Source organism: Flavobacterium sp. Flavsp81, assembly GCF_059491325.1.
In genome coordinates, this window is the sequence record NZ_CP168505.1 from 810,234 (window position 1) to 823,015 (window position 12,782).

11 protein-coding genes are annotated in these 12,782 nt (G+C 36.8%); 3 read left to right on the plus strand and 8 right to left on the minus strand.

From position 1 onward, the window contains the following. Positions 1-15 precede the first annotated feature (15 nt). From ACEN92_RS03495 to ACEN92_RS03520, 6 genes are all read right to left on the minus strand, one after another. Entirely contained in the window at positions 16-1,173 is a 1,158-nt protein-coding gene (locus tag ACEN92_RS03495; RefSeq protein ID WP_495640985.1) for a zinc-dependent alcohol dehydrogenase, read from the minus strand. A 47-nt stretch (positions 1,174-1,220) separates the two neighbouring features. Further along, positions 1,221-2,288, minus strand: coding sequence for a zinc-dependent alcohol dehydrogenase (locus ACEN92_RS03500; protein WP_495640986.1), 1,068 nt, complete (start codon positions 2,286-2,288; stop codon positions 1,221-1,223). A gap of 29 nt (positions 2,289-2,317) precedes the next feature. Further along, the gene (locus ACEN92_RS03505) at positions 2,318-4,519 is read right to left on the minus strand and encodes a hypothetical protein (protein ID WP_495640987.1); all 2,202 of its coding nucleotides are present in this window, start codon (positions 4,517-4,519) and stop codon (positions 2,318-2,320) included. 288 nt (positions 4,520-4,807) lie between these two features. Further along, positions 4,808-5,176 carry a hypothetical protein gene (locus tag ACEN92_RS03510; RefSeq protein ID WP_495640988.1) on the minus strand — a complete coding sequence of 123 codons (369 nt, stop codon included), beginning with the start codon at positions 5,174-5,176 and terminating at the stop codon, positions 4,808-4,810. 35 nt (positions 5,177-5,211) lie between these two features. Beyond that, on the minus strand, positions 5,212-5,568 hold the full coding sequence (locus tag ACEN92_RS03515; RefSeq protein WP_495640989.1) for a hypothetical protein: 357 nt from the start codon (positions 5,566-5,568) through the stop codon (positions 5,212-5,214). Positions 5,569-5,636: 68 nt separating this feature from the next. Next, entirely contained in the window at positions 5,637-5,870 is a 234-nt protein-coding gene (locus ACEN92_RS03520) for a hypothetical protein (RefSeq protein ID WP_495640990.1), read from the minus strand. Between the two features lie 457 nt (positions 5,871-6,327). On the opposite strand from ACEN92_RS03520, the gene ACEN92_RS03525 reads away from it, so the two are divergent. Continuing rightward, positions 6,328-6,462: a hypothetical protein gene (locus tag ACEN92_RS03525; protein ID WP_495640991.1), complete on the plus strand. Its 135-nt coding sequence runs from the start codon at positions 6,328-6,330 to the stop codon at positions 6,460-6,462. Between the two features lie 15 nt (positions 6,463-6,477). Here ACEN92_RS03525 and ACEN92_RS03530 read toward each other — a convergent pair whose 3' ends face one another. Together ACEN92_RS03530 and ACEN92_RS03535 are read right to left on the minus strand one after the other, a co-directional pair. Beyond that, positions 6,478-7,239: a phosphatase PAP2 family protein gene (locus ACEN92_RS03530; RefSeq protein ID WP_495640992.1), complete on the minus strand. Its 762-nt coding sequence runs from the start codon at positions 7,237-7,239 to the stop codon at positions 6,478-6,480. Positions 7,240-7,434: 195 nt separating this feature from the next. Beyond that, positions 7,435-7,629, minus strand: a complete 195-nt coding sequence (locus tag ACEN92_RS03535) for a hypothetical protein (protein WP_495640993.1) — start codon at positions 7,627-7,629, stop codon at positions 7,435-7,437. Positions 7,630-8,116: 487 nt separating this feature from the next. On the opposite strand from ACEN92_RS03535, the gene ACEN92_RS03540 reads away from it, so the two are divergent. Beyond that, on the plus strand, positions 8,117-11,302 hold the full coding sequence (locus ACEN92_RS03540) for a SusC/RagA family TonB-linked outer membrane protein (RefSeq protein ID WP_495640994.1): 3,186 nt from the start codon (positions 8,117-8,119) through the stop codon (positions 11,300-11,302). 12 nt (positions 11,303-11,314) lie between these two features. After that, positions 11,315-12,739: a SusD/RagB family nutrient-binding outer membrane lipoprotein gene (locus ACEN92_RS03545; RefSeq protein ID WP_495640995.1), complete on the plus strand. Its 1,425-nt coding sequence runs from the start codon at positions 11,315-11,317 to the stop codon at positions 12,737-12,739. Positions 12,740-12,782 lie beyond the last annotated feature (43 nt).

The following is a 12,782-nucleotide window of genomic DNA, read 5'->3' on the forward strand; positions in this document are numbered from 1 at the left end:
ATATAAGTCTTTAAGTTAATTAACCGCAGTTGGCGGAATTAAAACAGTTTTAATACAATTATCCAGTTTTGAAGAGAATATATGATAAGCTTCGGATACTTCTTCTAAAGGAATTCTATGTGTAATAAGTCCTTTCGGATTAAGAATTCCAGATTGCACATGGTCTATAAGTCGGGGCAGAAGACGTTTTACAGAGGCTTGATTAGCACGAATGGTAATTCCTTTATTCACTACATTACCTATCGGAACCAAACTATCAATTGGTCCATACACTCCGACAATCGAAACGATTCCACCTTTTTTAACACCATTTATTGCCCAGTGCAATGCTGTTGTAGAACCACCCTGAAGCAAAAGTCTGCGTCCTGTAATGGTATTCATCAGATTTCCTGCAGCTTCGCATCCGACTGCATCAATACATACATCAGCACCAAAAGAATCTGTAATGGTTTTTAAAAAGACAACAGGATCTCCAATAGCATTAAAATTATAGGCTTCGCACTGAGCATATTTTTCGGCAAATTCCAGGCGATAATCGATATGGTCTATAATAATGACACGGCCTGCACCAAAGAGCCAGGAACATTTCGCAGCCATTATTCCGATTGGTCCTGCGCCAAAAACAACAACAGTGTCTCCAAGCTGAATACCTCCCATTTCTGCTGCCTGATAACCTGTCGGAACAACATCAGTAAGCAATACGGCATCATCAGGATCCATCCATTCCGGAATTACAACAGGTCCCACATTGGCATATGGAACACGCACATATTCCGCCTGACCTCCATCATAACCTCCTGCTGTATGCGAATATCCAAAAATACCCCCAACAGCAGTAGCCTCAGGGTTCGACTCATGGCAGTTACCGTATAATTCCTGACGGCAAAAAGCACATTTTCCACATGAAATATTAAACGGTACCATGACACGATCTCCTATTTTTACTTTTTCTACTCCCGATCCTATTTCGACAATTTCCCCAATAAATTCATGCCCAAAGGTCGATCCAATACGAGTATCGGGAACAAGACCGTGGTAGAGGTGAAGGTCGGAACCGCAAATACAAGAACGAAGCACACGTACTATTGCATCATCCGGATGAATGATTTCGGGTATGGGTTTATCGCGATCGATACGGACCCTGTGCGGTCCGCGATAATTCATTGCAAGCATATTTTCTGTATTTTAAATTAAACTTCAGTGCTTATTACTCCTTTTTTTTATGTTATGGTGAGAGCTACAAATAAGGCATCTGAATGTTCCTTATCCCGAGCTACTGTAAAAGCAGTATTTATCTCTTCAATTGGAAAGCTATGTGTAATCATTTTTTTTGCATTTAGTTTACCTTTCGCCAAAAGGTCTAAGCAAATTTGCATTTCAGGATAAATATCCCAATACGAATAACTAGCGCTTGGAATCAGTTTTATCTCGCCTTTTTGTATGCGCTGCCATTCAAGGTCTGTGGTTGTTTTTCCGGGATCAAATCCGCCTAAAATGACAACTTTACCACCAATTCTTGTAAAATCTGTTGCTAAAGGCAGTGTCATTTGCATGGCAGTTCCGCCGGCACATTCAAACGTAATATCAGCACCACGGTTATTGGTAAATTCCATTAGTTTTTTATAACCGTCTTCATTTTTGGTATTTACGACGACATCTGCTCCAAGCTCTTTTGCTAATCTCAATGAAGAATCTACGATATCAAAGACAATTGCATCGGCACCGGCTATTTTTGCAAGCTGCAATTGCCCAAGTCCAATTGAACCGGAACCAATAATAGCTACTTTATCATTAAGCTTGAGTCCGCTTAACTGAATTGCATGTAATCCAACAGAAAAGGTATCAAGCAAAGCTGCTTCTTCAAAGCTCACATGGTCAGGCAGTTTGTAGAATTTCTTAGCTGGTCCGCTGACGTATTGTGCAAAGGCCTGTGATATCGTTTCCATACGTACCTTATATAGTTCAGGACAGAGGTTATACTGTTGTATATTGCACCACTCACAACTGTCATCACCCAATACTGTTTCAATTACAACTCTGTCGCCGGGTTTAACATTAGTAACTTCAGGACCAACACTCACAACTTCTCCGGAGAGTTCATGTCCCATTATTTTACATTCCAAATGTGGATCTTCTTTTTTCCAATGACGAAGGTCTGTCCCGCATATTCCGGCCACTTTTACTCGTGCCAATACCCAATCTTGCTTTTGCAATTGAGGAATTTCTACTTCAGAAATTGAAAAATCACCTTTTGCGGTCTTTACTGCCGCTGTCATTTTATCATCCATAATTTATTCGATAAGAATTATTATCAATTTTAAAGATTTTCCCAGCTAATCCGAACCTTAGAATCACCGGGAAACTCAAATTGATTAGAATTTTGAATTGGTATCTCACCATATCTCAATTTATTTTTAACTTCAACTTTTACTTTTGAAATTTTAGCCTTAGAAAGTCCAGATAATGTCAATAATGCTTTAAATTTTGGGTCGCCGTTCATTTGGAAAGTAAAAGTGTTTTTTCTGAATTTAAAATTCACAGCGGGATAATTGATAAATCCCATTGCATTAATATCTTTAAGCATAAAGTACTGTCGTGAAACAACTCCAAATGGTACGCCGGCTCCATAAACTTCCTGTCCAACTTCTCCGGATTTTTCCCATCCGTCATGTATGTCTTCTAAAGGAACCCATAGATCTTTTTGAACTTCTCCGGTTTTTATTTCCTCTGCAATCATATCTGCAGGAAGTAATGGCGGATAATAAAAAGCTAATCTGCCAACAGCATATTTAATAAACTCCGGTATTAATATTTTTAATGAAGGGAGAATATCAATTCCATCCGTTACTTCCATATAATGATGTAAAGCGGCATATACTTCAAATTCCTCATATGCTGCTGTATAAGGCGCATCATTTAAAGGGAAAACTGAAAAGAAGTTAGGGAAGTTTTTCCCATATCCATAATTGCAATCCCACAGCTGTACGTTTTTAAATACTCCGGCAAGGCAGCAGTAGCTAAGTTTGAGGTATTTTTCATCATGGGTTTCCCTATACAATTCTACTAATGCTCCCGCAGTAAACACCGTATTATTCGCCTGATAAAAAATGTCGAATGCCAGACCTTCGAGGCTTTTTAATGCCTTGACAGCTTCATTGAGAAAACGTTTTTCATTAGTTAATTTATAGGCCATTAGCATAACATGAGCGTAGGATCCGGGCACATCTTTTTCTCCGCCTTTTCCGGGAGATGTTTCTGCCTTTATAACTTCTAATGTTGTCATTTTATAGAAAACAGGCCACTCATAATCAAAATGGTGTGCTACTTTAATAGCATAATCTACAGAATCCAGAAAAAGTTTTTTGGCAATTTTATCACCTCTATGTGCCAGACGTGCAAGATTTAAAAGTGGATGGTGCAGATACCAGGAATCCATTACCATCTCCTGTTTTTGTTCTTCAGATTTGTCCAGCTGATCTTCAAGTGCGGGATGCCATCTTACGATACTGCTAATTCTCTCATCATAAAAATCGGTAAGACCTTTATTAAGATCATCGTACAGCTGATGTGTTTTATCTGACCAGGTAAGATATTCATGAAGCGGAAGCTGCACTGCAAGCTGTACCATAATTTCTGCAGGGGTTTTATAATCTCCCACATAAGCATTAAGATAGGATGAACTGTTTACCATTGTCCAGCATCCCTTATTCATATGCAGTTGATTCAGAACATTTTCTGCAATACTATGCCAATCCTGATAAGCTGGTTCCGGTTTTGGAAGATGTGGATATATGGCAGCCAGATAATTCAAAAACTGTGATGTCACTTCACCATCTTCTTTTACAATATTTTCATCCAGGATTACGAAAGCGTCAGAAATTGTAAATTCGACATCCGAAGGAATTGGTTTTTCGCGGTTTACAGGAAATTCAAAACCTATTTCCGGCCAGCTGCCACCTACAGTTTCTGACAGTGAAGTTTCTGATGCCTCGCAATATGGTGACATTGCTGTAAGATTTTGAAAATAGAATACTGAACCATTTTTTGGTTTGGTCATGCTAAAGAATATATGACCGGATCTGGATCCAACCTGATGTGTATGGATTATTCCTGAGGTATTTTCTACCTTTCCATCTGCTGTTAAAGGCACAATATCACGAGGCCAAAAAGGAATTAAAATTGGTAAAGCAGCTTTAAAAGTAGTAGTGTAACGAAACATTGCAGACTGGCTTTTAGGGAAAGATAAGGTAATGGAATAATCGCCTAATCTTGTAGAAGCATTTATTAAAATGCTGTCAGTAGTCTTATTTACAGTGACTTCCTCAAAATCACTGTTCATTCCGAAAGCCAGTCTGAATGCGATTCTTCCTGCATCAGGCCAATTGGCTGTTAGCCATATAGAATCGCCGGCATTATAGATTTGTAGTTTGTATCGTGACATTGCCGCTTCAAATATGCGGCTGCTGTCCACTATATCAGCCTGTACGGTGGCTGTCCAAGGTGTAACGGGATTCATCATAGTATAAATTTTTAATCTGAAAAAAAAAGATTTTAATTTTTTCTATCAAATTTCCATTTTTGAACGATGAAGAACTTATATAATACTTTAAAAAATTTACAAAATTTATGCTTTAATTCAAATAGTTAACTAGTTTATCAGGCGGAACTTTGGGCGGAAGAATTCTAAATATTAGGAAAGGAAGATTAGAATAAATACCTTTTATGACAATAAAAAGCCACTATGTTTAATGGCTTTTCATTGTACCAGATTAACTATATAGCTGTTTGTATCAATATGCTTTGGTCATTAATCTATCTTTTCTCCATCATCGGCAAAAGTTTCAGGTTCACGGTCATTTTCATCATAATCTTCTACAAGGTCATCGTCGAGATCTTCTTCTAAATCATTTTCTTCATAATCCTGTTCAAGATCTTCTTCTTCTAAATCATCTTGTTCATAATCCTGTTCAAGATCTTCTTCATCATCTCTCTCAAGTGCATTGGAGAATTCATTGTCCAGATAGTTCAAATCTTCACTTGCACGCAGATCTTCATCCCGGGTTTGTTGCTCGCCTAAATGATCGTTTTGGTATTGCTCAACATAGCTTTGGCTGTCTTCTGTGAAAATACGTTCGTTTTGATCGTAGTTTTCTTTTTTATCTGTCATCATATGCATTTATTGTATAGTTTCTTAGATTGTAAATTTAAATTTTAGATATCCGATTTGTCTTTCTGATCAATATCGTCATCATCAGAAATATCTTCATCTTCATCCGCTTTTTCCTCATCCAGGGTTCTTCTGTTGGGATCATTATCATTTTTAAATTCATCAAGGAGATCCAGAGTCATAAGAGCATTATAAAAATAGGGATCATATATATTATCCTTATTATCATTTGTATATATATCATTATTTAAATGATCAGTTTTAGATTGTTTATTATAAGAATTATTATTATATGAGTTAACTAAAGGCTTTTTCAACTCCATAATTTCAGAATTCATAGCTTGGTCTGCGTGATAATCACGATCATCCTGATTGTAAGTATTATAATTTTCTGTTGACATAATTCAATATTTTATTTGTGTTAATAAACTATTTATTGATACTAATTCATGGTTAGTAAATTTTATTACTAGCTGTTTGTCGCTGCGCTTCCGGAACTTCCGGCGCCTCCCGAATTGTCATTACCCCCTTTTTCAAATTGATCCGGATCATAGCGGTCAGGATCTGTGCCGGCATCATCACGCTCTTTGTCCCAATCACCGGTGTTGGCATTTTCACGGGGGTCATTGTTGTCTTGCAAATCTTTATGCTGACTGTAAACAGAGTATTTGTGTTCGTTGCCGTAGCTGTTTATAATTTCCATATTCTTGATTTTTAAAAAAATTAGAATTTAAAATTACAGCTAAAGCCAATTTTTCTCTTATAAAAAAATCAGTAATTGTTATCAAATTTACACGCAGATTGTATTGAATAACTGTAGAATGAATTATAAGATGTCGTATAAAATCATATAAAAATAAATTCAAAAAAAGTTTAGATTTAGTTTTAAATCGGGAATTATGGCTTAATAGTTATAATAAAATTAAAGTTGTACTATTGAGCTACGGGCTGTAGATATGCTTTTGTGGAGACATGCCGCCAATTATAGTGGAGCAGAACCCAAAATGCTGCTCATGGATGAACCTGATCAGTCCTCAGAAAATCTTTAAGACCAAAAAAAATAGTTCCGATAGGGTGGAAGGGACAAGGATCGTCTTTTATCGCTAATTATTTCCGCGTTTTTACCGAATGGTTAGTGCCAATATTTCCCAAAATATCAAATGGAGATGGGGCCTGAAGTTCCTGATACCGAAGGCTCAATATACAAACCAATGCCTGAAGGCCGCGGAATTGATGATGGTGCAAATGAAAGGATAAAGCAAAATAAAAAAGAAAGCAGAAATAAGAAGAGGTAATATCCTTAAAGCGTACTAAAATGTTTTTGAATAACAGATTAAAAACTGCCTGCCATCATAAGAAGGAACAATAAAAGATGTCGATTTAGTTTGCTTTTCGCCAAATAATTTTCCGGTGATATAGGGATTCATCCAATAAGCTGTTTTTGTAGCGAGTATACCAATTCCTGCACCTACAGCTACATCTGTGAGCCAGTGCCTGTTATTATACATGCGAAAAATTCCGGTTCCGGCAGCAACAGCATATCCGGCAACACCATACCAGACCGATTTATCCTTATACTCCTGATACAGGAATTCTGCCCCAGCAAATGCAATTGCCGTATGGCCCGAAGGAAAAGAATCATTCGAAGTTCCGTCAGGTCTTTCAACATTGGTAACTGATTTTAATCCAAAAACAGTCCCAACAGTAATAATTGTTGAAGTAGCAATAATTACAGAACGGTCTCTCATATTATTTTTCCCTTTTACACCAAAAGCATTAAGTGCATATACTGAAACAGCGGGAACATATCTGGAAACATCATCAATTGAAACTTTACGATCAATATTTTCAGTAATTTCATCACGTATTTGAAAATTGAAGTTTTTTATCTGTCCACTCTCGATTCCCCAAAATCCATAGCCAATAAGAACAGTAGGAATAATAAGTTGCTTGTAGCTGAACTTAATATTTTTTACAGAATCCATTGCCGTACTGTCTTTTACAATTGAGTTTTGTGCCACAGCAGAAAAAAAAGTCAGATATAAAAAAGCTGAAAAAATAATTTTCTTCATATAATGATTTATAAATTAATATGATCCTACAATAAGGAAACCCATTATCACTAAGATAGTATTATTTTATTTGGTCACAATAGTTGTTTAATTATTTTGAAATTAATTTTAGTTTTTTTCAAAATAATTTTTCTGTAACCTATCCATATTACATTGTATAAAAAAATGCCAGTCTAAATTAAACTGGCATTTTTTTTATTTTTCTTCTTCATTATTCAATTTATCATCGAAATCTGGTTCTTTGCCTTTAAATTTATGAGTATCACGATCATAATTTTCATCGTTTGTTAAAACTTCATCATGATCTCTATATTGATGTTTCCTCGTATCACTTCGGTTATCAGAACCGCTTTTTATATTGCTCTTCGGATTTTGATTATTTGTTTTCATAATTGTAAGTTTTAAATTTTATTAAAATTACCTGAAATATCGAAATCTATGCTTATATAATCATTTATAAAAGTTATAAAATACCACTGTAAATAATGCATATCCAGCTGCTGTCATTATCTGATTCTTTTTATTAAGAAAATCTTACAAAATATAAACATCCCATAAATCTTAACTCACTTGGATTTAGTAATCTAAATTTTGAATTAATATTTTTTTTTCAAAAAAAACAATTAAACTTTTTGGCTTAATATTTTTTAATATACTTTTGTTCTATAGAATTAGTATAATTTAAACGAAAAGATAAACTATCAAATAATAATCTAAAATAAATGAAATGAAAAAGCGAATGTGTTGTAGATAAAAAAACCATTTCTGTTGCAGCAGAAATGGTGAGGCTTAAAAGAAATTGTACATCTCTATAAGGAAAGTGAGAGTGGAGTAATCCATTTTCGGCTCACCTTATTAATTAAACCAAAACAAAGTAATGAAAAAAAAATTAAATAGATATACCTGGTTATGCATTTTACTGATTTCCATAGGGATTAAAGCTCAGGAGACCAAACCGTTAATCCAGTCCAAACTCGAAGGAACAGTAATCGATGCTATAACAAAGGAGCCTGTTATTGGTGCATCAGTAAACATTAAAGGAACTACACATGGAGTTTTGACAGATTTTGATGGGAAGTTTTTTTTCCAGACAGGACAAAAATTACCTTATACCTTAATAGTGAGTTATCTGGGGTATAAAAAAACGGAAACTGTAGTAACTGCAAATTCGGTTGTCATTAGTCTTTCTCAGGAACAGAATCTATTATCAGAAGTAGTGGTTACTGCACTGGGTATTTCAAAAGAAAAGAAATCTTTAGGATATACTACTCAGTCACTTAAAAGCAAGGATTTAGAAAATACAAAAGAAACAAATCTTTTAAATAATCTTACCGGTAAACTGGCAGGAGTACGTATCACAAATTCGCAGGGCGACATGGGATCTTCACGTATTGTTATTCGTGGTGAAACATCTATAGCCGGAAATAACCAGCCATTATTTGTAGTGGACGGAGTTCCGGTAGATAACTCACAGTTGAATTTTGGCGGGGCCACCCGTGATTTCAAAAATGCGATTGCCGATTTAAGTCCACAGGATATTGAATCATTAACGGTGCTGAAAGGTCCTAATGCAGCTGCCCTTTACGGATCACGTGCTGCCCATGGCGTTGTACTTATAACTACAAAATCAGGAAAAGGTCAACAGGGACTGGGAATAAGCTTCAGTTCGGGTATAAGTATCGCTCAGGTCACTACTTTACCCAAATTTCAAAACTCGTTTGGACAAGGATCAAACGGAAAGTTCAGCTATGTAGATGGCAAGGGAGGCGGTGTTAATGATGGAGTTGATGAAAGTTGGGGGCCTAAATTGGATGGACGCCTTATTCCTCAATTTTATTCAAATGATGTGGCAGTGCCTTTTGTGGCTCATCCTGATAATGTGAAGGATTTCTTTAATACCGGTGTTACTTATGATAACAGCATTTCTGTAGCCAAATCAGATGAGAAATCAGATTTCCGTTTAGGTGTAAATAATCAAAAACAATTAGGGACAGTGCCTAACAGTGAAGTAAACAAAACAAATTTTACGATTAACTCAAATTATCAATTATCCAAAAATATAAAAGTAGGTGTAACGGCTAACTATATTATTACCGATGCTCCGGCTTTACCGGGTGGTCCATCGGGTAATCGCGCTGCAGGTGTGATGCTCCAGTTTCTATGGTTCGGACGCCAGGTAGATATCAATCAGCTCAATAATGATTGGAACAGAAACTGGAATAACAGCTATTACAGCAATCCGTATTGGAATGCCAATTATAACACTACCAGCCAGCAGCGTAACCGCTTAATAGGAGATATCCATTTGGATGCAAAAATTATCGATGGACTTAATTTTAGATTCCGAACCGGAGTTGACTATTATAACGATCGCAGAAAATATACGATTAAGTATGGTACAAATGGAACTCCTTTCGGATCGTATGCTGAAGATGCTTATACTGTAAACGAAAGAAACACAGAGGCTATCCTGCAATATACCAAAAAACTAAGCGAGGATTTTAGTTTGGATGCCCTTGCCGGATACAATGTGCGTAACCGCAGCGATGCAAACAATTACCAAAAAGCACCGCGTCTGGCTGTGCCCGATTTATATACATTGACCAATTCGCGGGATCCGTTAACTTCATCGAATTCATTCTCAAAATTGAGAGTATACAGTGCCTACGCTTCGGCACAACTGGGTTATAAAAATTATGCTTTTTTAAACCTGACCGCACGTAATGACTGGTCATCGACATTGCCAAGTAATAACCGCTCATATTTCTATCCTTCTATTAATGGTAGTTTAGTAGTTTCCGATGCTTTGAATCTGAAAAGCAATACACTTGACTTCTTGAAGTTACGCGGAGGCTGGTCAGAAGTAGGTAACGATGCAGATCCGTATCAATTGTCTACGGTTTATAATTTTCAAACCGCATTTGACGGAAATCCAATTCAAACCTCTGCCCAGAAGAAACTCAATGAGAATCTGAAACCGGAAACAACCCGCTCTACCGAATTTGGTATAGAATCCTCTTTCTGGAAAAACAGACTGCATTTTGATATCGCTTATTATAACACGAATAGTTTTGACCAGATTCTGGAGATAAAAACAACTGCTGCCAGCGGTTATAATTCACAATTAATCAATGCAGGTAAAATAAACAACCATGGAATCGAAATTCAATTGGATGGAAACCCTATTCAAAGTCAGGATTTTAAATGGAATGTAGGTTTAAATTATTCAGCAAATAAAAGCAAAGTAGAGATTCTTGACTATGATGCAAAGATTCAAAACTACACTATTGGTTCTTCGGGAGGTGTTGATGTATTGGCATCAGTAGGGCAGGCCTACGGAGCACTTTATGGCACAGCTTATCAGCGTGACGCAAGTGGAAATATAGTAGTAGGAGCTAATGGATTACCAAAAGCTGATCCTCAAAAGAAAGTATTGGGACATTATACTCCAGACTGGATAGGTGGTATTACAAACACATTGACCTACAAAAACCTTGAATTTTCATTCCTTATTGATGCCAGCGTAGGCGGCGATATTTTTTCTGGAACAAACAGAACGGGTAATTATACTGGTGTACTAGCTCAGACAATGCCGGGCAGGGATGCAGCAAATGGTGGATTAAGCTACTATTATCCAGGCAATAGTACTGCCAATACAAAAACCCTGGTGACAGGAACCGCTCCAAATGGAGTAACAGTATATGATGATGGAGTTATCTTTAACGGGGTATATGCTGATGGAACTCCAAACACGTCAGTACTTAGTGCACAGGAATATTACAAAGCGTCATACAATATCAGCGAAGCCTATATTTACAGTTCAACTTTTGTAAAATTAAGAGAAGTAAAACTTACTTACAATTTCAATAAGCAATTAATTAAGAGACTGGGATTGGCAGGAGCAAGTATTACTGCCGCAAGCCGTAACCTGTTATTTATCTACAAAGACGCGCCAAATATCGATCCTGAATCAGCTTTCAATACTGGAAATGCACAAGGATTGGAGAGTTTATCCTTGCCAAGTACCCGAAATTTCAGCCTTAATGTTAATCTTAAATTTTAAAAACACGGAATCATGCTAAAAAAACTATCATATATAATTCTATTTACATTGTCACTGACCTCGTGCAGTGATACTTTGGATGAAATTAATAAAAATCCAAATGCAACCGAAACGCCATTGGCACCTTATCTGTTAACAGGAACATTAAAACAGGGTGCCGACTTATATTGGGGATCAACAAATAACTTTGACTCGTCTTTGTTATTTGTTCAGCATTGGGCTAAAATCCAATATACTGAACCGGACAGATATGATGTTTCCAATACTTCTTTTACTTCTTTGTGGAATACCGGATACGCAACCTTGATTACAGATTTGAATACGATTCTGAATTTCCCGGATCAGCAGGCAAATTCAAATTATAAAGGGATTGCACTGACCCTGCGTTCATGGACATTTTTATTGTTGACAGATGCTTATGGAAGCATTCCTTATAAAGAAGCAGGACTAAAAGTGACACCGGCATATAATACTCAAAAAGAAGTATATACAGGATTGCTGGAAGATTTGAAACAAGCCCAGTCCTTGCTAAGTACAACAAACGGTATTGTAACGGGTGATTTGGCTTATAAAGGTGACATTTTAAAATGGAAAAAGCTTGTGAATTCGCTTCGCTTGCGTATAGCATTGAGAATTTCTGACAAAGAACCTGCTTTAGCGAAGCAAGCCGCGATTGATGCAACAACCGATGCTGCAGGAGTAATTAGCAGCAACAATGAAATCTTTCAGTTTGTTTACACCAGTTCACCACAGCAAAATCCGGCCTCGGCCTGGTTTGAAACGCGTGATGATTATCGTATTTCAAAGACATTGGTTGATAAATTATATGAATTATCCGATCCGCGTTTATCCGTTTATGCCCAGTTACCATCAGATGCAAGTGTAGGTAAATATGTTGGAGGCGCCAATGGATTGTCAAACAGTGATGCCAATAGTCAGGGTTTTGCCAAAACATCAAAACCGGGGACTTACTTCCTGACATCGTCATCGCCGGCTGTAATAGTTTCCTATTCCGAAGTGCTGTTCAATCTTTCCGAAGCAGCAGCCCGTGGTTATATTGCGGGAGATCCAGAGCAGCTTTATAAAAATGCAATTACTGCATCGTTAAATCAATTTGGCATTACCAATGCAACAATTATTTCTAATTATCTTAACCAGGCAAGTGTGAAGTACGATGCCGCAAATTATGCCAAATCTATAGGTACGCAAAAATGGATTGCATTCTTTGGACAAGGTCTTGATGCCTTTGCTGAATGGAGAAGACTGGACTATCCGGTATTGACAGCCGGTCCGGCAACGGTTTTGGATGGAAAAATACCTTCGCGTTTCTTCTATCCTGGCACAGAGCAATCATTAAATGGAAATAGTTATCAGGCTGCAATAGCAGTTCAGGGAAAAGATTTGCTTACTACAAAACTATGGTTTGATGCAAAGTAAGCTGGATCCGAAAAGAGAATAATTTAATATGAAAAGCTAAATC

Coding starts and splice junctions, on each gene's coding strand:
- ACEN92_RS03495 (WP_495640985.1), bottom strand. CDS start 1,173: ATGCTTGCAATGAATTATCGCGGACCGCACAGGGTCCGTATCGATCGC.
- ACEN92_RS03530 (WP_495640992.1), bottom strand. CDS start 7,239: ATGAAGAAAATTATTTTTTCAGCTTTTTTATATCTGACTTTTTTTTCT.
- ACEN92_RS03545 (WP_495640995.1), top strand. CDS start 11,315: ATGCTAAAAAAACTATCATATATAATTCTATTTACATTGTCACTGACC.
- ACEN92_RS03520 (WP_495640990.1), bottom strand. CDS start 5,870: ATGGAAATTATAAACAGCTACGGCAACGAACACAAATACTCTGTTTAC.
- ACEN92_RS03540 (WP_495640994.1), top strand. CDS start 8,117: ATGAAAAAAAAATTAAATAGATATACCTGGTTATGCATTTTACTGATT.
- ACEN92_RS03535 (WP_495640993.1), bottom strand. CDS start 7,629: ATGAAAACAAATAATCAAAATCCGAAGAGCAATATAAAAAGCGGTTCT.
- ACEN92_RS03515 (WP_495640989.1), bottom strand. CDS start 5,568: ATGTCAACAGAAAATTATAATACTTACAATCAGGATGATCGTGATTAT.
- ACEN92_RS03505 (WP_495640987.1), bottom strand. CDS start 4,519: ATGATGAATCCCGTTACACCTTGGACAGCCACCGTACAGGCTGATATA.
- ACEN92_RS03510 (WP_495640988.1), bottom strand. CDS start 5,176: ATGCATATGATGACAGATAAAAAAGAAAACTACGATCAAAACGAACGT.
- ACEN92_RS03525 (WP_495640991.1), top strand. CDS start 6,328: ATGGAGATGGGGCCTGAAGTTCCTGATACCGAAGGCTCAATATACAAA.
- ACEN92_RS03500 (WP_495640986.1), bottom strand. CDS start 2,288: ATGGATGATAAAATGACAGCGGCAGTAAAGACCGCAAAAGGTGATTTT.